Source organism: Streptomyces sp. NPDC047061, from assembly GCF_040643955.1.
Lineage (GTDB): Bacteria > Actinomycetota > Actinomycetes > Streptomycetales > Streptomycetaceae > Streptomyces.
Genome location: NZ_JBEYVI010000001.1, coordinates 685,159 through 708,111 on the forward strand (window position 1 = coordinate 685,159; position 22,953 = coordinate 708,111).

25 protein-coding genes are annotated in these 22,953 nt (G+C 71.3%); 17 read left to right on the forward strand and 8 right to left on the reverse strand.

All coding sequences use genetic code 11. The annotated features are described in order from the left end of the window. Positions 1–85 precede the first annotated feature (85 nt). Positions 86–964 (reverse strand): helix-turn-helix domain-containing protein, encoded by an 879-nt coding sequence (locus ABZ887_RS03285; RefSeq protein ID WP_361282340.1) that lies wholly within the window; start codon positions 962–964, stop codon positions 86–88. 167 nt (positions 965–1,131) lie between these two features. Between ABZ887_RS03285 and ABZ887_RS03290 the strand changes: the two genes are divergently transcribed. From ABZ887_RS03290 to ABZ887_RS03300, 3 genes are read left to right on the forward strand one after another with little or no spacing between them, the layout of a single operon-like run. Beyond that, complete coding sequence (locus ABZ887_RS03290) at positions 1,132–2,004, forward strand: acyl-CoA dehydrogenase family protein (RefSeq protein ID WP_361282342.1); 873 nt, start codon at positions 1,132–1,134, stop codon at positions 2,002–2,004. A 20-nt stretch (positions 2,005–2,024) separates the two neighbouring features. After that, positions 2,025–3,158 carry an acyl-CoA dehydrogenase family protein gene (locus ABZ887_RS03295; RefSeq protein WP_361282344.1) on the forward strand — a complete coding sequence of 378 codons (1,134 nt, stop codon included), beginning with the start codon at positions 2,025–2,027 and terminating at the stop codon, positions 3,156–3,158. Between the two features lie 23 nt (positions 3,159–3,181). After that, complete coding sequence (locus ABZ887_RS03300; RefSeq protein WP_361282346.1) at positions 3,182–3,973, forward strand: enoyl-CoA hydratase; 792 nt, start codon at positions 3,182–3,184, stop codon at positions 3,971–3,973. Between the two features lie 38 nt (positions 3,974–4,011). On the opposite strand, the gene ABZ887_RS03305 is transcribed toward ABZ887_RS03300, so the two are convergent. From ABZ887_RS03305 to ABZ887_RS03320, 4 genes are read right to left on the reverse strand one after another with little or no spacing between them, the layout of a single operon-like run. Then, positions 4,012–5,082, reverse strand: a complete 1,071-nt coding sequence (locus ABZ887_RS03305) for a dihydrodipicolinate reductase (protein ID WP_361282348.1) — start codon at positions 5,080–5,082, stop codon at positions 4,012–4,014. Beyond that, the gene (locus tag ABZ887_RS03310; protein ID WP_361282350.1) at positions 5,079–5,606 is read right to left on the reverse strand and encodes a carboxymuconolactone decarboxylase family protein; all 528 of its coding nucleotides are present in this window, start codon (positions 5,604–5,606) and stop codon (positions 5,079–5,081) included. Before ABZ887_RS03310 ends, ABZ887_RS03305 begins: the two co-directional genes overlap by 4 nt. Further along, positions 5,603–6,331, reverse strand: coding sequence for an SDR family NAD(P)-dependent oxidoreductase (locus tag ABZ887_RS03315; RefSeq protein ID WP_361282352.1), 729 nt, complete (start codon positions 6,329–6,331; stop codon positions 5,603–5,605). Before ABZ887_RS03315 ends, ABZ887_RS03310 begins: the two co-directional genes overlap by 4 nt. Then, complete coding sequence (locus ABZ887_RS03320; protein WP_361282354.1) at positions 6,328–7,134, reverse strand: TauD/TfdA family dioxygenase; 807 nt, start codon at positions 7,132–7,134, stop codon at positions 6,328–6,330. The genes ABZ887_RS03315 and ABZ887_RS03320 overlap by 4 nt, the downstream gene beginning before the upstream one ends. Positions 7,135–7,277: 143 nt before the next feature. Here ABZ887_RS03320 and ABZ887_RS03325 point away from each other — a divergent pair, with 143 nt between their 5' ends. The 11 genes from ABZ887_RS03325 to ABZ887_RS03375 all read left to right on the forward strand — a co-directional run bounded on the left by ABZ887_RS03325 (position 7,278) and on the right by ABZ887_RS03375 (position 18,395). After that, complete coding sequence (locus ABZ887_RS03325; RefSeq protein WP_361282356.1) at positions 7,278–8,009, forward strand: SDR family oxidoreductase; 732 nt, start codon at positions 7,278–7,280, stop codon at positions 8,007–8,009. Beyond that, positions 8,006–9,472: an aldehyde dehydrogenase family protein gene (locus ABZ887_RS03330; RefSeq protein WP_361282358.1), complete on the forward strand. Its 1,467-nt coding sequence runs from the start codon at positions 8,006–8,008 to the stop codon at positions 9,470–9,472. The genes ABZ887_RS03325 and ABZ887_RS03330 overlap by 4 nt, the downstream gene beginning before the upstream one ends. Then, a complete protein-coding gene (locus ABZ887_RS03335; RefSeq protein ID WP_361282360.1) occupies positions 9,469–10,674 on the forward strand; it encodes a CoA transferase in 1,206 nt (401 codons plus the stop codon). Before ABZ887_RS03330 ends, ABZ887_RS03335 begins: the two co-directional genes overlap by 4 nt. A gap of 58 nt (positions 10,675–10,732) precedes the next feature. After that, a complete protein-coding gene (locus ABZ887_RS03340) occupies positions 10,733–12,133 on the forward strand; it encodes an ABC transporter substrate-binding protein (protein WP_361282362.1) in 1,401 nt (466 codons plus the stop codon). An 8-nt stretch (positions 12,134–12,141) separates the two neighbouring features. Continuing rightward, complete coding sequence (locus ABZ887_RS03345; protein WP_361282364.1) at positions 12,142–12,342, forward strand: ferredoxin; 201 nt, start codon at positions 12,142–12,144, stop codon at positions 12,340–12,342. Between the two features lie 33 nt (positions 12,343–12,375). Further along, entirely contained in the window at positions 12,376–13,746 is a 1,371-nt protein-coding gene (locus tag ABZ887_RS03350; RefSeq protein WP_361282366.1) for a cytochrome P450, read from the forward strand. Continuing rightward, positions 13,743–15,419: an OB-fold domain-containing protein gene (locus ABZ887_RS03355; protein ID WP_361282368.1), complete on the forward strand. Its 1,677-nt coding sequence runs from the start codon at positions 13,743–13,745 to the stop codon at positions 15,417–15,419. Before ABZ887_RS03350 ends, ABZ887_RS03355 begins: the two co-directional genes overlap by 4 nt. A gap of 36 nt (positions 15,420–15,455) precedes the next feature. After that, complete coding sequence (locus ABZ887_RS03360) at positions 15,456–16,370, forward strand: alpha/beta fold hydrolase (RefSeq protein ID WP_361282370.1); 915 nt, start codon at positions 15,456–15,458, stop codon at positions 16,368–16,370. Beyond that, positions 16,363–16,863: a DoxX family protein gene (locus ABZ887_RS03365; RefSeq protein ID WP_361282372.1), complete on the forward strand. Its 501-nt coding sequence runs from the start codon at positions 16,363–16,365 to the stop codon at positions 16,861–16,863. Before ABZ887_RS03360 ends, ABZ887_RS03365 begins: the two co-directional genes overlap by 8 nt. Positions 16,864–16,879: 16 nt before the next feature. Then, positions 16,880–17,695: an NAD(P)-dependent oxidoreductase gene (locus ABZ887_RS03370; RefSeq protein ID WP_361282374.1), complete on the forward strand. Its 816-nt coding sequence runs from the start codon at positions 16,880–16,882 to the stop codon at positions 17,693–17,695. Positions 17,696–17,801: 106 nt separating this feature from the next. Next, entirely contained in the window at positions 17,802–18,395 is a 594-nt protein-coding gene (locus ABZ887_RS03375; RefSeq protein WP_361282376.1) for a TetR/AcrR family transcriptional regulator, read from the forward strand. Here the strand turns inward: ABZ887_RS03375 and ABZ887_RS03380 are convergent. Genes ABZ887_RS03380 through ABZ887_RS03390 form a run of 3 tightly spaced genes read right to left on the reverse strand, consistent with a single transcriptional unit; the run spans position 18,371 to position 19,792 of the window. Further along, on the reverse strand, positions 18,371–19,222 hold the full coding sequence (locus ABZ887_RS03380) for an NAD(P)-dependent oxidoreductase (protein WP_361282378.1): 852 nt from the start codon (positions 19,220–19,222) through the stop codon (positions 18,371–18,373). The two genes, ABZ887_RS03375 and ABZ887_RS03380, sit on opposite strands and share 25 nt — an antisense overlap. Continuing rightward, on the reverse strand, positions 19,219–19,590 hold the full coding sequence (locus tag ABZ887_RS03385) for a carboxymuconolactone decarboxylase family protein (protein ID WP_361282380.1): 372 nt from the start codon (positions 19,588–19,590) through the stop codon (positions 19,219–19,221). The genes ABZ887_RS03380 and ABZ887_RS03385 overlap by 4 nt, the downstream gene beginning before the upstream one ends. Next, entirely contained in the window at positions 19,544–19,792 is a 249-nt protein-coding gene (locus tag ABZ887_RS03390) for a hypothetical protein (RefSeq protein ID WP_361282382.1), read from the reverse strand. Before ABZ887_RS03390 ends, ABZ887_RS03385 begins: the two co-directional genes overlap by 47 nt. Positions 19,793–19,928: 136 nt before the next feature. Here ABZ887_RS03390 and ABZ887_RS03395 point away from each other — a divergent pair, with 136 nt between their 5' ends. From ABZ887_RS03395 to ABZ887_RS03405, 3 genes are read left to right on the forward strand one after another with little or no spacing between them, the layout of a single operon-like run. Further along, positions 19,929–21,212, forward strand: coding sequence for an aromatic ring-hydroxylating dioxygenase subunit alpha (locus ABZ887_RS03395; protein WP_361282384.1), 1,284 nt, complete (start codon positions 19,929–19,931; stop codon positions 21,210–21,212). A 33-nt stretch (positions 21,213–21,245) separates the two neighbouring features. Beyond that, the gene (locus ABZ887_RS03400) at positions 21,246–21,575 is read left to right on the forward strand and encodes a hypothetical protein (RefSeq protein ID WP_361282386.1); all 330 of its coding nucleotides are present in this window, start codon (positions 21,246–21,248) and stop codon (positions 21,573–21,575) included. A 32-nt stretch (positions 21,576–21,607) separates the two neighbouring features. Then, complete coding sequence (locus tag ABZ887_RS03405; protein ID WP_361282388.1) at positions 21,608–22,837, forward strand: amidohydrolase family protein; 1,230 nt, start codon at positions 21,608–21,610, stop codon at positions 22,835–22,837. Positions 22,838–22,953: the final 116 nt, after the last annotated feature.

The following is a 22,953-nucleotide window of genomic DNA, read 5'->3' on the forward strand; positions in this document are numbered from 1 at the left end:
GACGGTCGGAGGGGGAGGGGCTGTCGCCGACGGCACGGCGAAGGGCCCCCGCGGACGAGCTCGCGGAGGCCCTGGACCGGTCATGTCACGACTGGGGGCGGGCCGCCTTCGTGGCGGCGGCCTTGCCGGCGGTCGCCTTCTTCGCCGGAGCGGCCTTTTTCGCCGGAGCGGCCTTCTTCGCGGCGGCCGTCCGCTTCTGCGGCGTCGCTGCCGTGGTCTTCTTCGCCGGGGCCGCCTTGCGCGTCGTGGCCGGCGCGTCCTCGGTCACCGTGGTGGTGACCGGGGTCTGCGTGCCGCCCGGCCCCCTGAGCCCGCCCAGGCAGAACGCCCAGACCTCCTCGGCGGTGATGGGTGAGGGGTGGGCGCCGACCGGTGCCGCCGGAGCCTGTGCCGTGAACATCGCCGTCTGCATGATCAGGGACGCGGTGCGCCGGGGCTTCGCGGCCACGGCCTGGCCCGCTGCGACCGCCTCCTCCACCAGCTCCGTGAAGTAGGCGAGCAGCGGCAGGTGGGCGGTGGCCACCTGGTCCGGGTGGGTGACCAGCAGCTGGATCGCGAAGTCGGTGAAGAGCGGGGACTGCTGACCGGCACGCGGTGTGGAGGAGGCGTACAGCAGATCGACCGCGATCTTCAGCCGCTCCAGCGGGTCCCGCCCCGCGGCGGCCCGCTCCCGGATCTCGGCGGCCGACTTCGACAGCGCGTCCTCGAAGAGCGCGAGCAGCAGCTCGTGCTTGCCGTCGAAGTGCTGGTAGAAGCTGCGCAACGACTGCCGGGAGCGCTCCACGACCTCCTGCACGGTGAAGTCGGTGGTGCCCTTGTCGGCGATCAGCTCCTGGGCGGCGTCGAGGAACCGCTGGACGCGCTGCTCGGCGCGCAGCTTCGCGGCACGGGTGGACCGCTCGACGGCGCGCTGCCGCCAGGCGGGCTCGGGTGTCTCGACCGGTTCTGCGGGGACGGCACTCATGAGCAGAACGGTACTCCACGTATGTGAAAAGGAGGGGCGCCCCCCCTACCGAATCGCACTCCATAAGAAACAAGAGTATTACTTTCGCTTGACGAGAATGGTATTCTCCCCGATCTGGGCTCGCGCTCGGTGTGCGGCCATCGGGTACCGGCAGGGCGGAGGCGGGCGTGGAGTTCGAACTCGACGAGGACCAGCAACTGCTGCGGCGCACGGTGCGCGAGACGGTCGCCAAGGTGCGCGGCCGGCCCGAGGACCAGCAGTGGAGCACCTATCGCCGGCTCGGCTGGCTGGAGGCGCCCCCGCTCGAACTCGCCCTGATCCTGGAGGAGTTGGGATACGCGGCCGACCCGACACCGTTCCTTGCCACGGCCACCTGGTTCGCCCCGCTGACCGGACGGCTCCCCGACGGCAGCGGCACGGCGGTCTTCGACGGCGCCGGGCGGTACGTCCTGGACGCCGACCGCGCCGACGAGGTCGCGCTGCTCACGCCGGACGGCGTGGTCGTCGTACCCGGCGCCGAACTGGCGGCGCGCCGGGTCCCCGTGCTCGACCCGAACCTGCACGTGGCCGAGATCGAGGCCACCGCCCTCACCGGAGTCGGCGCCCTCACCGCGGGCGTGCCGGACCTGGCGCTGACCGGGCTCGCGGCCACCACGGTCGGCGCCTGCCGCCGGATCCTGGACCTGAGCCTGGAACACGTGAAGCGGCGGGTGCAGTTCGGCCGCCCGCTCGGCTCCTTCCAGGCCGTGAAGCACAAGGCTGCCGACATGCACGTGGCGATCGAACGCGCCCGCGCCCTCACCCACTTCGCCGCCCTGACCATCGCCGAGGACGACCCCCGGCGCACCCGGGCCGCCCACATGGCCAAGGCCGCGGCGGGGGAATGCCAGCGGGTGGTCTTCCGGCACGGGCTGCAGCTCTTCGGAGCCATGGGCTTCACCTGGGAGAACGAACTCCAGTACCACCTGAAGCGAGCCCAGGCCTGCGACCTGCTCCTCGGCACCGCGGCCGCGCACAGGAAGGCCCTGCTGGCCTCATGAGACTCGCCGACGATCCCGAAGTGGCCGCTTTCCGAGCCGAGTTCGCCGCCTTCCTCGACGCCCGCCTGCCTGCCGAGGCCGAGGCGCGGGACCGCTCCCGCTCCAGCGCCCACGTCCCCGACTGGGCACGCCGCTGGCAGCGCACCCTGTTCGACGAGGGCTGGCTGCTGCCCGGCCGGCTGCCGGAGTTCGGCGGCCGTGACGCCACGCTGCCCCAACAGCTCGCGCATCTGGAAGAGCTGGCGCACCGCAGGATCTACCACAGCTTCAACCCGCAGGGCCTCGGCATCATCGCCGCATCCCTGATCACCTTCGGCACCGCGGAGCAGAAGCGCCGCTGGGCCGTGCCGATCCTGCGCGCCGAGATCACCGCGGCGCTCGGGATGAGCGAGCCCGAGGCCGGCTCCGACCTGGCCTCCCTGCGCACCCGGGCGGTGCTCGACGGCGACACCTTCACCGTCGACGGGCAGAAGATCTGGACCTCCGGTGCCCACGACGCCGACGTCCTGCTCGCCTTCGTGCGCACCGACCCCGACGCGCCCAAGCACAAGGGGATCAGCGCGCTGCTGATCCCCACGGCCACCGAGGGCGTCGTACGGCGTCCCTTCGGCTCGATCGCCGCCGAGGACGATCTCGACTTCAACGAGGTGTTCCTCACCGACGTCCGGGTGCCGGTCGAGAACCTCGTCGGGCCGCTCCACGAGGGCTGGCGGGTGGCCAACGGCTCCCTGGGGCACGAACGCACCCTGCTGTGGCTGTCGTTCGCCGAGCGCCTGGAGGACCTGGTGCAGGACGCGGCCGACGTCGGAGCGGGTGAGGAGTGGTACGCCACCCTGCTCATGGACCTCCAGGCGCTACGGCTGCTCGGCTACCGGCAACTCGGCCCGGGCCGGGACCCCGCCGAGCTGTCGGTCCTCAAGCTGCTCGGCTCCGAGGCCGTCCAGTCCGCGTCCCTGCACGCCCTGGAGGCCCACGGCGCCGACGCCCTGCCGCATCCCGCCCGCACCGGGCCGTACCAGCACATGAACAACGAGGCGTTCGTCTCCAGCTGGTTCGAGCGGTACGCGCGCAGTTTCGCAGGGACCATCGCGGGCGGCACCAGCGAGATCCAGCGCAACATCGTCGCCGAGCGCATCCTCGGCCTGCCGCGCTAGAGGACGGACAGAGGACCCCAGTCATGGACCAGATCCTGTACGACGCCGAGAACGGCATCGCGACGATCACCCTCAACCGGCCGGAGGCCGCGAACGCCCAGACCATGGCCCTCCTCGACGACCTCGACGCCGCCTGGACACGCGCGGCCCGGGACGAGGCGGTGAAGGTGGTCGTGCTCAGGGCGAACGGCCGGCACTTCTCCGCGGGCCACGACCTCAAGGACCGCTGGCCGGGACCCGGCGAGATCACCCTCGAATGGATCTACGCCGCCGAGACGCGCCGCTACCTCGAATACTCGCTCAGGTGGCGCAACATCCCGAAGCCCACCATCGCGGCCGTCCAGGGCAAGTGCATCGCGGCCGGCCTGATGCTGTGCTGGCCGTGCGACCTGATCGTGGCCGCGGAGAACGCGGAGTTCTCCGACCCGGTGGTCCACATGGGCATCGGCGGGGTCGAGTACCACGGCCACACCTGGGAGCTGGGGCCCAGGAAGGCCAAGGAGATCCTCTTCACCGGCCGCCCCCTGACCGCGCACGAGGCCGAACAGGTCGGCATGGTCAACAAGGTCGTCCCGTTGGCCGAACTCGGCCCGGCCACTGACGAGTTGGCCCAGCGGATAGCGAGGATGCCGTCGTTCGGCCTGCGCCAGGCCAAGCGCGCCGTCAACCAGACCCTCGACGTCCAGGGCTTCTACGCTGCCCTCCAGTCCGTCTTCGACATCCACCAGACCGGGCACGGCAACGCCCTGAGCGTGGACGGCTACCCGATCCTGACCCGGCTGGACGAGATGAAGAACCGTCTGAAGCAGGGCTGAACGGGAGGAGGGTCCGGCTCTCCCCCCGGTCCCGGAACTCAGCCGAGGGCTGCGGTGAACAGGGGGAGGTCCACGGTCGTACGGATGCCGGGTGTGGCCGCACACACGGCGGGGACGGCGTTGACCGCCCGGTGCGCGGTGTATCCGGGGGAGACCGCGGCCAGTCGCTCCAACGGCACCGGGAACCGCATGTCGACGTCCAGGGGCGTGTCGCCGTCGACCGTCAGACGCCAGCCGGTGGAACGCAGGTCCCAGTCCACGTCCAGGTCCGTGGTGCAGTACCAGGTCGCGTCGAACTCCAGCAGCGTGCGTCCGCCGTGCCGGCCGGACAGCGTGATCCGCTGCGCGGCCACCGTCCCCGCACGAAGGACTCCGGCGGCGATGGCGGTCGTGCGCACGGCGGTGGCGATCCGGCCCCGGGCCTCGACGGATTCGAGAGGCAGGCCCAGGGCATCGGCCACCAGCCGCAGGGACGGCCCGAAGCCCGACCGGACGTGTGCCAGGCGGCCTTCGTCGAACCCCCCGTCCGGTGCCGCTCCGAAGCCCATCACGTCGAAGAGCAGCCCCGGTGAGTTCCGGCGCGACAGATCGGCGTACTCGTGGACGGTGAGCTTCTCAAGCCGCCGCTGCAGGGAGGCCAGGACGAGCGGTACGGCCTCGGTGATGAACCCCGGACTGCTCCCTGTGGCGTGCAGTGATGTGCCGCCCCGCGCGCAGGCCTCCTCGACCCGGAGCCTCAGCGCGGGCTCCAGACCGGGTGGGTGGTGGAAACCGCCCGCCGTGGTCACCACGTTCGCACCGGACGCCAGCAGGGCGCACAGCTCGTCGTGGTCGGTCACGCGGGGCATGTACAACACGCAGTCGGCGCCGAGCGCGCGTATCTCGTCGGGGTCGCGGGTGGTGACGACCCCGGTCGGACCGCTTCCGCACAGCTCGCCGGCGTCCCGCCCGGCCTTCTCCGGACCGGTGACGTACACACCGGCCAGAGCCATGCGCGGATGGTCGACGACGGCACGGAGCGAGCGCGAACCGATGTTTCCGGTGGCCCACTGCACGACCCGCAGGATCCGCTCCGGACGCTGGAGGTGCCGGGGATGCCGTGGACTCACCCCTCGTCCTCCATCCCTCCGCCGTCCATGCCCGCATCCGGCTCCACACCGAAGGTGTTGTACGCCATGGCCTGCAGGCGGTACGCGCCGACGACGAACACGAACTCCATCAACTGCGGCTCGTCCAGTTCCTTCGCCAGTTCCGCGTACAGCGCGTCCGAGAGCGAGGAGGCGGTGTCGAGTTCGTCCACCGCCCGGTTCACCAGGGTGTCCACGCCCCGGCGTACTCCTTCGACCTCTTCGTCCGTGACACCGGCCTCCCGGGCCAGCAGTACATGGTGCGCCCACTCGTACCGGCAGCGGTTGCGCCAGGCGACCCGGAGGACCGCCAGCTCCCGCATCCGGGCCGGCAGCGTGCCGCGGTAGACCAGCTGGGTGGAGAACGTCAGGAAGGCCCTGGCCAGGCGCGGGTGGTTCAGCAGCAGGCCGAGCGCGTTGGACGGCGGGACGGTACGGCCGCCCGTGAGCGGTCGCAGGGCTTCGGCGTCCCAGTCCTCGTACGGTATCGGCGGCAGCCTCGTCACGTGTTGCGGCCCCCGTTCACGCCGATGATCTGGCCGGTGATGTAGCCGGCCTCCTCGCTGACCAGGAAGGAGCAGGTCGCGGCGATGTCCTCGGGGCGGCCCACGCGGCGGACGGGGGTGCGGGCGATGTGGTCCTCGACGGTGCCGCCGAGGCGCTGCTCGCGCTCGGCCGTGCGCAGCATCGGGGTGTCGACGAACCCCGGAGGTATCGCGTTGACGGTGATGCCCCGCGGGCCCAGCTCCAGTGCGAGGGACTTGGTCAGCCCGTTCACCGCGGACTTGGCGGCGACGTAGTGCGCCATGAACGGCTGCCCCGAGTGGGTACTGGAGGAGGAGATGTTGACGATCCGGCCCCAGCGGCCCTCCCACATGTCCGGCAGTGCCGACTGCACGCAGTGGAAGACGCCGTTGAGGTTGATGTCGACGACCTGCTGCCAGTCGGCGAACGACAGGTCGCCGAAGCGCGTGAAGCCGTCCCTGCCTGCCGCGTTGACCAGCACGGAGACGGGGCCGAGACGCTCGCGCACCGCGTCCATCGCCTTGTCGACCTGGGCCCGGTCGGTGACGTCGACGGTGAGCCCGTAGGCCTCCGGCGCCGGGACGAGGTCCAGTACGGCGACCTTCAGCCCGTCGGCGGCGAGCCGGCGGGCGACGGCCAGGCCGATGCCGGAGGCGCCGCCCGTGACGACCGCTGTCCGCACCGGTACGGCGGCTGTCGCCGTCATGCGAAGGCCTCGTCGCCCACGATGGTCGTCCGGTGCAGCAGTCGCTCGGAGTTCTCGTCGTACGGCAGCGCCCGGTGCAGGATCCCGGTGTTGTCCCACACGACCAGGTCGCCGACCTCCCAGTCGTGGGTGTAGCGGAACCGCTCCTGGGTGGTCCAGTCGAGCAGGTCGTCGAGGAGGGCACGGCTCTCCTCGGGGTCCATTCCGACGACGTGGTCGGCGGTGGCACCGGCGACGAGCGAACGGCGGCCGTCCCGGCGCCGCCACACCAGGGACATCTCGTGAGCGGGCTGGGTGCGCCAGCCGGCCAGCTCCTGCGGGGTGGGGTCCGGGGTCACCAGCCGTTGCGCCGCCTCGAAGGTGTGCACCACCCGTAGGGTCTCGTAGCGTTCGCGGTCCTTGACCGGCAGGTTCTCGTAGGCGGCGTAGGTGCTGGCGAAGTCCGTGCCGCCGCCCACCGTGGCCACGTGCCGGGCGGTGAGCGTGGTCGCCCTGACGGGCACGTCGTCGCTGGTGCCGTCGAGGTGCCAGAAGAAGGCGCCCTTGAGGTACTTGGCGCTCGCGCTCTTCTCCGGGTTGATCGAGATGGGGAAGATCTCCTGACCGCGCAGCGCGACCACTTCGCCGAGCCGGCGGCTGAACGCCAGCTGCTGCTCGTCGTCGAGGTGCAGCCCGCGTACGACCAGCACACCGCGCCACTTGAGCGCCTCGACGCAGCGATGCACGAAGGTGTCGTCGAGCGGGTCCGCGACACCCGTGAACTCCACGCCGAGCGACGGGCGTACGGCCTTCGAGTCGATCATGAGAACTCCCCTTTCGTTTGTGAGAACAGTATTCTCCCAGCGGTGGGGCGGGGAAGTGACGAGCATGAGATTCTCGTGTTCGAATCCTTGATTCGCTCTAGGTGAGAATGTAGTTTCCAGCCCAACCGAGCAAGGAGGCTGGGATGCGCTTGCAGAACAAGGTGGTGATCGTCACCGGGGCCGGCCAGGGCATCGGTGAGGGATACGCCAGGGCACTGGCCGCCGAGGGCGCGCGGGTCGTGGTGGCGGATCTGAACGAGGAGCAGGGCAAGCGCGTCGCCAAGGACATCGGCGACGCGCTCTTCGTCGGGGTCGATGTGGCCGACCCCTCCTCCGCCGAGCAGCTCGCCGCCACGGTGATGGGTGAGTACGGCTCCATCGACCACCTCGTCAACAACGCGGCGATCTTCCACGGGATGCGCCGCGAGGGCATCGTCACCGTCGACTACGACTACCTGGACAGGTTCCTCAAGGTGAACCTGCTCGGCGCCCTGCACGTCACCCGCGCGGTGCTGCCGCACCTGAAGGAGGGTGCGGCGATCGTCAACCAGTCGTCCACCGCGGCCTGGCAGGCCACCGGCTTCTACGGGCTCGCCAAGGCCGGTGTCAACCACCTCACCGTCTCGCTGGCCTCCGAACTCGGTCCGCGCGGCATCCGCGTCAACGCCATCGCGCCCGGGCCCACGGACACCGAGGCGACCCGCAGCATCATCCCGGAGGCGCACCGCTCGGCCATGGTGCAGTCCTTCCCCCTCAAGCGCATGGGGACCCCGGCGGACCAGGCGGGCGCGCTGGTGTTCCTGCTCTCCGACGACGCGGCCTGGGTCACCGGCCAGGTGCTGGCCGTGGACGGCGGATCGCTGGTGCGGCTGTGAGCGCGCCCGCCGGCAGGTCCCAGCTGATCGACGGCAAACTCGTCACCGCCGACACCACGTTCCCCACCTACAACCCCGCCACCGGTGAACTCCTCGGCCACGCCCCCGACGCCACGACCGCCAACGCCGAGGCCGCCGTGGCCGCCGCCCGCCGCGCCTTCGACACCACCGGCTGGTCCACGGACCGCGACCTGCGGCTGCGCTGCCTCCGCCAGCTCCACCAGGCCCTCGACGAGCACCGTGAGGAACTGCGCGAACTGACCATCGCCGAGGTCGGCGCCCCACGCCAGCTCACCCACGGCCCGCAGCTCGACGAGCCCATCGGCATAGTGAAGTTCTACGCCGACCTGCTGGAGTCCTACGAGTTCTCCGAGGACCTCGGCGAGATCGAGTCGCGCGGCCAGCGCCACCACCGCTGGGTGGAGAAGGAAGCGGCCGGCGTCGTCGCCGCGATCCTGCCGTACAACTACCCCAACCAGCTCGCCCTCGCCAAGCTCGCCCCCGCCCTCGCCGCGGGCTGCACCGTCGTCCTCAAGGGCGCCCCGCAGACCCCGCTCACCACTCTCGCGCTCGGTGAACTCATCGCCGAGCACACCGACATACCGCCCGGCGTGATCAACGTGCTCAGCTCCGCCCGCGCCGAGGTAGGCGAACTGCTCACCACCCACCCCGACGTCGACGTGGTCACCTTCACCGGCGCCACCACCACCGGCAGCCGGATCATGGCCGCGGCCGCGGACTCCGTGAAGCGGGTGTTCCTCGAACTCGGCGGCAAGTCGGCCATGATCATCCTGTCGGACGCCGACTTCGTGAAGGCCGGCATGTTCGCCGCGTTCACCATCTGCTCCCACTCCGGCCAGGGCTGCGCGCTCACCTCACGGCTGCTCGTACCGCGCGAACACCACGACCAAATCGTGGAGTTGGTCGCGGCGGGCATGACACGCGTGAACGTCGGCGACCCGACCGATCCCAGGACCACCATGGGCCCGCTGATCAGCGAGCAGCAGCGCGACAAGGTCGACGGCCTGGTGCGCCGGGCCGTCGAGGCGGGCGCGACCCTGGTGCGGGGCGGCAACCGGATCGAGCCCGGGTACTTCTACGAACCGACCCTCCTCGCGAACGTCGACCCGGACAGCGAGATCGCCCAGGAGGAGGTCTTCGGCCCCGTCCTCGCCGTGATCCCCTTCGACGACGAGGAGGACGCGGTCCGGATCGCCAACAACTCCCGCTACGGCCTGTCCGGCGCCGTGCACAGCGCCGACGAGCAGCGCGCGATCCGGCTCGCCCGGCGCATCCGCACCGGCACCTTCTCCATCAACGGCGGCAACTACTTCGCGCCCGACGTGCCCTTCGGCGGCTACAAGCAGTCCGGTGTCGGCCGGGAGAGCGGGCGTTCGGGATTCGAGGAGTTCCTGGAGGAGAAGTCCTTCGCCCGGGTCGTCGTGCCCCTGGAGCAGGGATGAGGCCGCTGGAGGGCATCCGGGTCCTCGAAGTCGCCATGTACGGCTTCGTGCCCTCGGCCGGAGCCGTGCTCGCCGACTGGGGCGCGGACGTCGTCAAGGTCGAGCACGCCGTGAACGGCGACCCGCAGCGCGGACTGCGCCAGACCGGCACCTTCAAGGTCGAGGGCGACCCCAACCCCAACGTCGCGCACGCCAACCGCGGCAAACGGTCCATCGGCCTCGACATCGCACGGCCCGAGGGACGCGAGGTGCTGTACGAACTGGCCAAGGACGCCGACGTGTTCCTCACCAGTTTCCTGCCCGCCTCCCGGGCCCGCCTCGGCATCGACGTCGACGACATCCGCGCCGTCAACCCCCGCGTCGTGTACGCCCGGGGGAGTGCCCTCGGGCCGCGCGGCCCCGAGGCGGACCGGGGCGGCTACGACATGACCGCCTTCTGGGCCCGCGCCGGCACCGCCGCCAGCATCACCCCGCCCGGCACCGAGGGACTGATCAGCCCACCCGGACCGGCCTACGGCGACACCGTCTCCGGCACCAACCTGGCCGGCGGGATCGCGGCCGCGCTGCTGCGCCGCGAGCGCACCGGGGAGCCGTCGGTGGTGGACGTCTCCCTGTTCGGCAGCGGCCTGTGGGCGATGGGCCACGCCATCGGGCTCTCCCTGCACCTGGAACGGGCCTGGGAGGGCGTACGGCCCAGCGCCCACGGCTCGCCCGGCAACCCGCTCTCCGGCCTCTACCGGACGGCCGACGACCGCTACATCTCCTTCGTCATGCTCCAGCCGGCGAGGTTCTGGCCGGGCGTCTGCCACTGCCTGGGGCGGCCGGACCTCGCCGAGGACCCCCGGTTCGCGACCGGCGAGGCCATCGCCGAGCACACCGAGGAGGCGGTGAAGATCCTCCGGGAGATCATCGCCGGCGGCACCCTCGCCGAGTGGTCCGAGCGGTTCGCCGCCCTCGACGGGCCGTGGGCCCCCGTCCAGGACACCCTCCAGGCCGCCGCCGATCCGCAGGCCCGCGCCAACGGCTACCTCGGACAGGCCGGCGACCTCGAACTCGTCGCCAGCCCCGTCCAGTTCGACGTCGAGGACATCACCCTCGGCCCCGCACCGGAGTTCGCCGCGCAGACCGAGGAGATCCTCGCCGAGCTCGGCTACGACTGGGACCGCATCCTCGCCCTGAAGGCGAGCGGCGCGGTCACCTGACCCCGCACCTTTCGTACCTCCCTCGGACGACGGCGTCCGAGCCCTTCGAGGAGGCACCATGCGCAGGCTGCTGATCGGCGCGGTCACCGTGACCGCGGTGCTGCTGGCCGGCTGTTCCACGCGCTCCGACGACACCACCGGCTCCGACGCCGCGCACAACGCGAGCCCCACCGCGAGCGGATCGGGTTCATCCAGCGCCGACTTCGGCACGCTGAAGGACGTGTGCGGTCCCGGCACCGCCAAGTCCTCCACCGCCAAGTCCTCCACCTCTCAGGGCGTCACCGCCGACCAGATCCAGGTGGGCGTGATGTCCGACGTCGGCTTCACCAAGAACTCCGAGTTCGTGGACGCCGCCAAGGTGTTCACCTCGTGGTGCAACGACGCGGGCGGCATCAACGGCCGCAAGCTCGTACCCGTCACCCGCGACACCAAGCTGACCGAGGTCCGCCAGCGTGTCCTGGAGGCCTGCAAGGCGGACTTCGCGCTCGTCGGCGGCGGCTCCGCGCTGGACAGCCTCGGCGTGCAGGACCGCCTCAAGTGTCTCCTGCCCAACTTCCCCGGCCAGTCCAGCCAGATCGGCGCCATCGGCTCCGACCTCCAGGTGATGGCCTCCCAGCCCGTCGCCGGGTACTTCCAGTACGCCGGCTACTACACATGGCTGCTCAAGGACAAGTACCCGGACTCGGCGAAGAAGGTCGGCATCATCGCCGGCGACTCGCCCGTCACCAAGGTGATGGCCGCCCAGTTCAAGGAGGCCGTGGCCGGCCTCGGCGGAACCGTCTCGTACAGCGACCTCTACCCCGCGGCCGGTGTCTCCGACTGGACGCCGTACGCCCAGTCGATCAAGAACAAGGGCGTCAAGGGCCTGGTCTTCCTCGGTGACTTCGCCTCCCTGGCCAAACTGGAACAGGCCCTCACCAACATCGGCTACACCCCCGACTGGATCGACGCCAACAGCAACGCCTACGGCCCGGCCTTCCTGCAACTCGCCGGCACCGCCCTGGCCAAGCAGCACAACTACGCCGAACTGTTCGCCACCGCCCCGCTGGAGAGCGCCGCCGCCAACCCCGCCACCCAGCAGGTCATCGACCTCTACAAGAAGTACGCGCCGGACAAGCAGGTCACCTACCCGGCCCTGCGCGCCTTCTCCGCCTGGCTGCTGTTCGCCACGGCGGCCCGCGACTGCGCCACCCTCACCCGCACCTGCGTGTACGGCAACGCGGTGAAGAACACCGACTGGACGGCGGGCGGCCTGCAGGCCCCCTTCGACCTCGCCTCCAAGGTGCCGCCGAAGTGCTACTCCGTCGTCGAGGCGACCGCCAAGGGCTGGCAGGCGGCCGACTTCCAGCCGGACCAGGGCGCCTACCGCTGTGACGCCCCCGTCTACAAGTACCAGGCCGACTACGGCAAGCCGGCCACGCTCGCGAGCGTCGGCAAGTCGATGGCCGACCTGAAATGAATCCGGAGATGAGTCACGTGAAGGTACGCGTCGACCCCGAGCGCTGCCAGGGCCACACCCTGTGCGCCATGCGGGCGCCGAAGGTCTTCGAACTGAGCGAGATCGACGGGCATTCCTCACCGGTCACCGAGGACGTCCCCGCCGACCAGGAGGACGCGGTGGTCGAGGCCGTCCGCTCCTGCCCCGAACGCGCCATCAGCGTGTTCTGAGCCGCACCCGGCGGACCGAGAGGAAGCCACCCCATGACGACCGCACCGGACGACACCGGAGACGAGGCCCGCAAACAGCCCCGGGTCCACTTCGACCGGCACGCCCCCGCGTACCGGCACCACTTCGAGGAGAAGACCCAGGAGTTCCACACCGGCTGCCCGCTGGCCTGGTCCGACACCTACGGCGGCCACTGGGTCGCCGCCGGCAACCGCGAGCTGCTCGCCTTCGCCCGGGCCGGCGAGAAGCTCTCCAACGACCACGACGTGCACGGCGAGCGCCGTGGCTACCAGGGCATCAGCATCCCGCCGCCACCCCGCGGCAGGGGGCTGCGCGGCGGCTTCCTGGAGATGGACCCGCCCGAGCAGCGCGCCTACCGGGGCGCCCTCAACCCCTATCTCTCCCCGGCGGCGATCAAACGCTGGATCCCCTTCATCGACGAGGTGACCCGGGCCTGCCTCGACGAACGGATCGAGAGCGGCCGTATCGACTTCGTCGACGACCTCGCCAACATCGTCCCCGCCGTCTTCACGCTCGCCATGATGGGCATTCCGCTGAAGAAGTGGGAGCTGTACAACGAACCCGCCCACGCGGGCGTCTACACCCCACCCAACTCCCCTGAAATGGCGCGGGTGGTGCAGGCCCACATGGCCATGCTCAAGGACATCGGCGCCACCCTCCAGGAGGTCCGGGTGACCCCGCGCCCCGGCCTCGTCGACGCCCTCGTCCGCATGGAGTTCGACGGCAAGGCCCCGGCGGAGGCGGACCTGGTCGGCGCCCTCGCCCTGCTCATCGGCGGTGGCTTCGACACCACGACCGCCCTGACCGCGCACGCCCTGGAGTGGCTCTCCGATCACCCGGAGGAGCGGGAGCGCCTCAGCCGCGAGCGGGACACCCTCCTCGACACGGCCACCGAGGAGTTCCTGCGCTACTTCACGCCGGCGCCCGGGGACGGCCGTACCGTCGCCGAGGACTGCGAGATCTCCGGCAAGGAGTTCAAGGAGGGCGACCGGCTGTGGCTGTCCTGGGCGATGGCCAACCGCGACCCGGCGGTCTTCGCCGACCCCGACCGCGTCGACCTCGCCCGCGGCGGCAACCGGCACACCGCCTTCGGCCTGGGCATCCACCGCTGCATCGGTTCCAACGTGGCCCGCGTGGTGTTCAAGCGGATGGTGCTCCAAGTCCTCGACCGCGCACCGGACTTCGTCTGCGATCCCGAGGGCACGGTCCACTACGAGACCATCGGCGTCATCCAGGGCATGCGTCACCTCCCGGCCACCTTCACCCCCGGCCGTCGGCTCGGCCCAGGCCTCGCGGAGACCCTGGAGACCCTCCAACGCGCCTGCGACGAACAGGGGTTGGCGGATCCGGTGACGATACGCAAGGCGGAGGCGAAGCTCCGTTGAGCACGCCCGACGAGAAGCCCGGAGCCGCCCGCCCCCGGCCCGTTATCGCCCCGGAGACCGAGTTCTTCTGGACGTCCGGCCGCGACGGACGGCTCCGCTTCCGTACCTGCGGCTCCTGCTCGTCCCTGATCCATCCGCCGCAGCCCGTCTGCCGGTACTGCCGGGGCCGCACCGGCGGCCTCCGCGAAGTCTCGGGCCACGCCACGCTCATCGGCTTCACGGTCAACCACCGCTTCCCCTTCCCCGGTCTGCCGACCCCGTTCGTCGTCGCCCAGGTGGCGATCGAGGAGGACCCACGGGTCCGGCTGACCACCAATGTCGTCGGCTGCACACCGGAGGAACTGCGCCTCGGCATGCGCATGGAGGCCGTGTTCGAGCAGGTGGCGGACGTCTGGCTGCCGCTGTTCCGGCCGTGCGCCGAGCAGCCCCCGCCCGCACCGCTGCCCACCGACGAACCCGCACCCGAGCGCATGCGGGAACACGTCCGTACGGCACCCGTGCCCCGCCGGTTCGAGGAGCGCGCGGTCATCAGCGGCGCCGGAGCCTCCAGGATCGGCCGCCGCCTCATGGTCCCGCCCCTCGAACTCACCGTGGAGGCCTGCGAGAAGGCCGTCGCCGACGCCGGACTCACCTTCGACGACATCGACGGCCTCGCCACCTACCCGGGCGGCGGTGCCTACGGCGGCTTCGCCGAGGGCGGGATCACGGCACTGGAGTCGGCGCTCGGCATCCACCCCGTCTGGCACAACGGCGCGGGGGAGACCTTCGGCCCCGGCGGCTCGCTGATCGCCGCGATGCTGGCGGTCGCGAGCGGGCTGGTCCGGCACGTGCTGTGCTTCCGTACGGTCTGGGAGTCGACGTATGCCGAACTGCTGAAGCGGGGCAGCATCCGGGCGGCTCAACCCGCAGGCCCCGACGGCTGGTTCAAGCCGTTCGGCGCCGTCTCCCCGGCGACGATGCTCGCGATGAACGCCCAGCGGCACATGCACCGCTACGGCACCACCCGCGAAACCCTCGGCTGGATCGCCCTCAACCAGCGCGTCAACGCCGCCCGCCACCCGGACGCGATCTACCGCGACCCGCTCACCATGGACGACTACCTCTCCGCACGCACCGTCACCACCCCCTTCGGCCTGTACGACTGCGACGTCCCCTGCGACGCCGCCACGGCCGTCGTGGTCTCCGCCGCCGAGACGGCACCCGACCTTCCCAGGCCCCCGGTCCGCTTCGAGGCGGTCGGGACACAGATCCTCGAACGCCCGGAGTGGGACCAGTCCACCCTCACCCACGAACCGCAGGTGCTCGGCCAGGCCGCCCACCTGTGGACCCGTACCGACCTGCGCCCCGCCGACGTGGACGTGGCCCTCCTCTACGACGGATTCACCTTCAACTGCCTGTCCTGGATCGAGGCGCTCGGCTTCTGCGGCATCGGTGAGGCACGGGACTTCCTGGACGGCGGCAAGAACATCGCCCGCGACGGGGTACTGCCCCTCAACCCGCACGGCGGCCAGCTCTCGCACGGCCGCACCCACGGCATGGGCCTGGTGCACGAGGCCGTGCTCCAGCTGCGCGGCGAGGCCGACGCCCGCCAAGTGGCCGGCGCGCGTACCGCGGTGGTCTCCAGCGGCGGGCTCACCCCCAGCGGCGTACTCCTGCTCAGAACGGACGGATGAACTCCAGGACGGACGAATGATCTCCAGGACGGTCGAATGACCTCGCTCGAACCCGAACTCACCCATGCGGTACGGCGGCTGGTGGCCGACGTCCACGGAGTCCCCGCCTCCGGGCTGCTGGCCGAGGTGCCACGCCCGCAGGCCGTGATCGTGGCCCTGCACGGGGGCGCCACCACCTCCGCCTACTTCGACCATCCGGGCCACCCCCGCCTCTCTCTCCTGCGCACCGCGGCCGCCGCGGGCTTCACCGTCCTGGCCCTGGACCGCCCCGGCTACGGCAGTTCGGCCGGGCACGAGGACCGGATGGGCACTCCCGAGCAGCGCACCGACTTCGCCTACGAGGCCGTGGCCGCGCTGCTGGACGGCCGGGAGCGCGGCCACGGCGTGTTCCTCTGGGCGCACTCGGCGGGCTGCGAACTCACCGTCCGCATGGCGAGCGACCGGCGGGGTGCCGATCTGCTGGGCGTGGAGCTGGCCGGGATGGGACGAGTCCACCACCCCCGTTCGGTGCTGGCGATGGAGGAGTGGCGGCGCGATCCGACGCGCACCCGGCCCAACCTCCGCCGGGCGCTGTGGGATCCACCGCACGCCTACCCGCCCGACGTGTACGGCGGACGGCACATCGGCTCCGCCTCGCCCGCCTACGAGGGGCACCGGGAGAACTGGCAGCAGGAATTCGCCAGGCTGTCCGCGCGGGTGCCGGTGCCCGTCCACATCACCCTCGCCGAGCACGAGCAGGTGTGGGCCAATGGCCCCGAGGGACTCGCGGACCTCGCCTCCATGTTCACCGGATCGCCCCGCGTCGTCGTGCACGAGCAGGCGGGCGCCGGTCACAACACCAGCGTCGGCCGCACCGCCCCCGCCTACCACCTGCACGTCCTCGCCTTCGTGGAGGAGTGCGCGCTCGGCGTCCGGGCGCTGCCCGTGGAGAGGCGGCACCGGGATGGGTGAGGCCCCGGACGCGGCACTGCTCGCCGTACGGCTCGTGCTGGGCGCGGTCATGGTCGCGCACGGCTGGAACCACTGGCGCGGCCCGGGCGGGATCGACGGCACCGCGGGCTGGTTCGGCGGCCTCGGCCTGACCCGGCCCCGGCTGCAGGCCTGGCTGAGCGTGCTCACCGAACTCGGGGCGGGCGGCCTGCTCGCGCTGGGCCTGCTGACCCCGCTCGCCTGCGCGGCCGTACTGTCGGTGACGCTGGTCGCCGGACTGCTCGCGCACCGGCCGCACGGCTTCTTCGTGTTCAAGGAGGGCTACGAGTACGTCCTCGTCCTCGGCACGCTCGCGGTCGCACTCGGCGCCTGGGGACCGGGCAGATACGCACTGGACACGGCGGCGGACATCACGGTGACCGGATGGACAGGGGGCGGTGTCGTGCTCGCGGTGGGCGTGGTGGCCACCGCCGGACTGCTGGCGCTGTTCTGGCGCCCGGGGAAGACGACCTGACGTGAGGAGGGCACCCATGCGTGTGGGCTTCATCGGACTGGGCAGCCAGGGTGGGCCCATGGCCCGGCGGATCGCCGGGGCGGGACACGAGACGACCCTGTGGGCCCGCAGGCCCGCCACGCTCGCCCCGTTCGCCGACAGCGGTGCCAGGACGGCAGGCTCGCCCGCCGAACTGGCCGCCGCCAGCGACCTGGTGTGCCTGTGCGTCGTCGACGACGCCGACGTCGAGCAGGTGGTCACCGGCCCGGACGGCGTCCTCGCCGGACTGCGCCGGGGCGGGGTGATCGCCGTCCACTCCACCGTGCACCCCGACACCTGCCGCCGGTTGGAGGCGGTGGCCCGGGCCTCCGGTGTCTCCCTCCTCGACGCACCGGTCAGCGGAGGCGGCCGGGCCGCCGAACAGGGCACCCTGCTCGTCATGGCAGGCGGCGACCCCCAGGTCTTCGCCTACTGCCGGCCGGTGTTCGAGACGTACGGCGACCCCGTGGTCCACCTCGGGCCCACCGGCTCCGGACAACTCGCCAAGATCCTCAACAACGTGCTGTTCACCGCCCAGTTGGGGCTCGCCGCCGACGCGCTCGGGGTGGGTGCCGCCCTCGGCCTGGACCGGGCCGAGCTCTCCCGGGTCCTGCCCCGCGGGAGCGCACGCAGCTTCGCACTGGACCGGGTTTCCGACTCGGGCGGCACCCTCGACCGCATCGCCGCCCACGCGGGGGGACTGCTGGCCAAGGACGTCCGGCTGTTCGCCGACGTCGCGGACACGGCCGGTGCCGACACGGCGTCGGCACTCCGCGGGGCCGCGCTCGCCGCCCTGGCCTCGATGGGGAAATGAGGAGGGAGTAAAACAGGGGGGACTACCAGACGCCCTCTCGCCCTTCCGAGGCGCGCCTGCATAGTGTGGGTGGGCACCTCTCCAACGGCGGAAGGGGCCCCACGTGGTGTCCGCGAGGCGTCAGCAGATCCTGGAAGCGGCCCTGGAGGTCTTCGCCGAACGCGGGTTCAAGGGCACCTCGATCGACTCGGTGGCCGAGCGCGCCGGACTCACCCGGCAGGGCGTGCTGCACTACTTCCCCAGCAAGAAGCGGCTGCTCCTCGACCTCCTCGACTTCCGCGAACAGCTCAACCGGGAGCACCTCGCGGGACGCAGGCTGGGGGAGGACTGGGCCGGCGACTTCGCCGAGGCCGTGGCGTTCGAACTGCAGCATCCCTCGCTCGCCACCGTGCAGACCGTGGTCCTCGCCGAGGCCGTCACCGGTCAGGAACCGGCCTGCGGCTATGTCCGCGAACGCAGCCGGTCCCTCCAGGAGCACCTCACCGCCCATCTGGTCGAGCGCTACGGGGAGCGGCTGCCCAGCGGCCTGGACCCGCGGACCGCGGCGGCCGCCGTCCTGGCCCTCATCGAGGGCGTACACCAACTGTGGCTGGTCGACCAGGACGCCGGCCGCTACCCCCAGATCGTGCGCGAGGCGCTGTCCGTGCTGCTCGGCACGGACAGCGCCCCGGAACCTCAACTGCCGCTGACGAACGGGTAGATGCGGGTGAAGTCGACGCCCGGCTCGGCCGTGGCGAACGCCTCCCACACCGCCTCCGTGACGGCGGCGAGCGCCGCGGGCGTGTCCGTCTCGTCCACCTCGCGCAGATACAGCCGAAGGTCCTTGGCCATCAGCGAGTTGCTGAACCCCGAGGCGTAGCGACCGGTCAGCACCTCCTGCGGGAACTTGTCGAGCGTGGCCCCGCTGCGACCGCTGGACGCGTTGAGCACGTCCAGCAGTACATCCATCTCCAGTCCGGCGGCCCGCGCGAAGGCCACGGCCTCGCTGGCCGCCGCGAGCGCGCTCGCGGACAGGAAGTTGTTGGCGAGCTTCAACGCCTGCGCCTGCCCCGGACGGTCACCGACCCTGCGTCTGCGGTCGCTCAGCCCCGCGAGCACCGGCTCGACGTGCGCGCAGTCCTCGTCGGAGCCGGCGTACATGACCATCAAGGTGCGTTTCCGTGCCCCCGCGACTCCGCCCGACACGGGCGCGTCGACGTACGACAGACCGGTGGCGGCCAGATGACGGGCGGCGGCCACTCCTACGGTCGAGGTGTCCACGACGTGGGTGGCCCGCCGGTCCCGGGTGGCCAGGAGATCCCCCACGACACTCCCGCAGACCGTGCCGTCCGGCAGGCTCAGCACCACCGTGCCGACGGCTCGGGCCACCTCCGCCGGGTTCGGTGCCCAGCGGGCGCCGTCGGGGGTGCGGGCCGGACCGGCGGCGTCGTGGGCCACCACCTCGAAGCCGCCGCGCACCAGGTTTGTCGCCAGGGCCCCGCCCATGGTGCCCAGCCCGATGAAGCCCACCGCCCGGCCCCCGCTCACACCGCCTCCCGGGCGGCCCGCACCTGGCGGAGGACCGCCGACGCCTCGTTCCCGGCCGGCGCGCCGCAGTAGGCGGTCAGCTGGAAGAGGAGTTCGTCGATCTCGGCGTCGCTGACACCGGCGCGCGGGGCTGCCTCCAGGTGGATGCGGAGGGCACCCATCCGGCCCGTCGCGGCCGTCATCGCCAGCACCAGCAGGCTGCGGTCGCGCCTGCTCAGCGGCCCACCACGGGCCCAGACGCCCCAGGCCGTCGCCGTCACGAAGTCCTGGTACCCGGCCGGCAGGGTGTCCGCGGCCGTCGTGCCGTCGTCGCCGATCACCTCACGGCGCACCGCCCGCGCGGCCCGCTGCGCTGCTTCGTCGTACATCCGTCATCCCCTCCGTGGTCGGCCCAGGTTCGCGCTGCCGGGCCCGTTCCGCCGCGGCGACGGCACGTCCGATGTCGGCCGCGCCCCCGGCCGCGATCTCGTCGCCGGGCAGTCGGGTGGCCGGATCGAGCGTCGCCGGCCGGGTGCCGCCCGCCGGCGGCTCGGGGCGGCCGTCGATCCAGTGGTCGTGGCGTGTCGTCAAGGGCGTCCTCCACTCGCGAGAAGCACGGGACCGATGACCCGACCATAGGTTCCATATGCAGAATACGGAAACGCTATTCTCCAAATCAGAGACGATTGTTATCGTGGGGCTGTCAACCGACCGGAGGTTCCCACTGATGGCGCACTTCCCGAAGCCCGCCGAGGGCAGCTGGACCGAGCACTTCAAGATCGGTACGGAGCCGGTCTCCTACGCGGACTCGATCTCACCGGAGTTCTACGAACGGGAGCGGGACGCCATCTTCCGGCGGACCTGGCTGAACGTCGGGCGGGTCGAACAACTGCCCCGCAAGGGCAGTTACTTCACCAAGGAGCTGGATGCGGCCCGCGCCTCCGTCGTCGTGGTGCGCGGCACCGACGGCGAGGTGCGCGCCTTCCACAACATCTGCCGCCACCGCGGCAACAAGCTGGTGTGGGACGACTATCCGCGCGAGGAGACCAAGGGCACCTGCCGTGCCTTCACCTGCAAGTACCACGCCTGGCGCTACGACCTGGAGGGCAAACTCGCCTTCGTCCAGCAGGAGTCGGAGTTCTTCGACGTCGACAAGTCGAAGTACGGGCTGCTGGCCGTGCAGACCGAGGTGTGGGAAGGGTTCGTCTTCGTCAACCTCGACCCCGACAACACCACTCCACTACGGGACTACCTCGGCCGGTTCGCCCACGGCATCGAGGGCTACCCCTTCCACAAGCTCACCCAGGTGCACAGGTACCGCGCCGAGATCGGCAGCAACTGGAAGCTGTTCATCGACGCGTTCGCCGAGTTCTACCACGCGCCGATCCTGCACTCCGGCCAGTACGTCTCCGAAGAGGCCGCCAAGATCAAGAAGTACGGCTACGAGGCGCTGTCGTACGACATCGACGGCCCGCACAGCATGGTCTCCTCCTGGGGCGGCATCGCTCCGCCGAAGGAGCGGGCAATGGTCAAGCCCGTCGAACGAGCCCTGCGCAGTGGCCTGTTCGGGCCCTGGGAGGCTCCCGACATCGGCCTGACCACCGAGCAGCTGCCCCCGGCGATCAACCCCACCCGCAGCAAGGTCTGGGGCATGGACTCGTTCGTCTTCTTCCCCAACTTCATGCTGCTCGTCTGGCGGCCGAACTGGGTGCTGACCTACCACTACTGGCCGACGTCCCACAACACCCACATCTTCGAGGGCACCTGCTACTTCGTCCCGCCCGAGAACGCCTTCCAACGGCTCCAGCAGGAACTCGCGGTGGTGTCCTTCAAGGAGTACGGCCTGCAGGACGGCAACACCCTGGAGGCCACCCAGACCATGCTGGAGTCGCGCACCGTGGACGGGTTCCCGCTGTGCGACCAGGAGGTCCTGCTGCGCCATCTGCACGCCACCGCACAGCGGTTCGTGCGCGCCCACGAGCAGCCGGCGGCACCGGCCCCCGCGTCCTGAGACGTCCACCGAGCAGACAGGGAGAGTGCACAGATGACCACGGTCTTTCCCGCCGGGTTCCACGAGCTGGAGCCGTTCGCGGACTGGGCGATCCACGGCGAGCGCGCCCGCTACGCCAAGCGCATCGCCAGCACCATGAAGGAGTTGCAGGCCTTCTACGACGTGGCGTTCCCGCTGCTGCAGAAGGGCACCGTGTACCTGGAGCAGGTCGGTATGGAGGGTATCGGTGAGCAGGACAGGAACCTGCTGTGGGCGTTCTGCTCGCTGGTGACCGTCGCCTTCCCGGTGGAGGCGTGGGGCCAGCCGAGGGTCCCGGACAGCGGTCCCGCCGGCATCCACGCCGTCGTCGAACCCGCCGTGTGATGGCGGGCCGGGAGACGGAGCCACGGCCGCCCGTGCTCCTGCGGGCGGCCCGGCTCCTCGACGTCGACAAGGGCGAACTGGTCGAGCCGGGTGAGGTGCTGGTGGTCGGCGAGCACATCGCCGAGATACAGCCGGAGCGGCTGCCCGAGGGCACGGTCGTCCACGAACTCGGGGACGTCACCCTCCTGCCGGGCCTGATGGACATGGAGGTCAACCTCTTCCTCGGCGGCCCCGACCACCGCAGCCCGCTGATCCCGGTCCAGGAGGACCCGGCGCTGCGCACCCTGCGCGCGGTCGCCAACGCCCGCCGTACCCTGCACCGCGGGTACACGACCGTACGCAACCTCGGTCTCTTCGTGCAGACCGGGGGCGTGCTCCTGGACGTCGCCCTGAAGAAGGCGATCGACCTCGGGTGGGTGGACGGACCGCGTGTGGTGCCCGCCGGGCACGCGATCGCGCCGACCGGCGGGCACCTCGACCCGACCATGTTCCAGGCTTTCGCGCCCGGTGTGCTGCCCCTGACCGTGGAGGAGGGCATCGCCAACGGCGTGGCGGAGGTACGCAAGGCGGTCCGGTACCAGATCAAGTACGGGGCGAAGGTCATCAAGGTCTGCGCCTCCAACGGTGTCATGTCGCACACCGGCCCGGCCGGCGCGCAGCAGTACTCGGACGAGGAACTGCGCGCCGCCGTCGACGAGGCACACCGGGCGGGTCTCAGGGTCGCCGCCCACTGCATGGGGGACGCGGCGATCCGGGCCGCCGTAGCGGCCGGCATCGACTGCATCGAGCACGGCTTCCTCGCGAGCGACGCCACCCTCGACCTGATGGTGGAGCGCGGCACCTTCCTGGTGGCCACCACATATCTCACCGAGGGCATGAACACCGAGCACGCGGACCCGGAACTCCGCGCGAAGGCCGCCGAGGTCTTCCCTCGCGCCCGTGAGTCCACCGCCCGCGCGATCCGGCGCGGGGTCAAAGTGGCCTTCGGCACCGACGCGCCCGCCATCCCGCACGGCAAGGGAGCCCTGGAACTGCTCGCCCTCGTCGACCGGGGCATGCGGCCGATCCAGGCCCTGCGCGCGGCCACCACGGTCGCCGCCGAGCTGATCGGTGCCGACGACCGGGGCCGTCTGGGCCCGGGTCTGCTCGCCGACGTGATCGCCGTCCCGGGCGACCCGCTCGCCGATCTGTCCGTCGCGGGGCGGGTGTGCTTCGTGATGAAGGGGGGCCGGGTGTACCGCGACGACACGCAGGGGGCCTGACCGCCGTACGGGACGACAGTGGTGGCCCGGCGGGCGCTCGACGCGCTGGACCAGGGCCCGCTCGACGACACGGCACCGGCCCGCAAACAGCTGGGCACCGGCACCCCGGCCGCCCG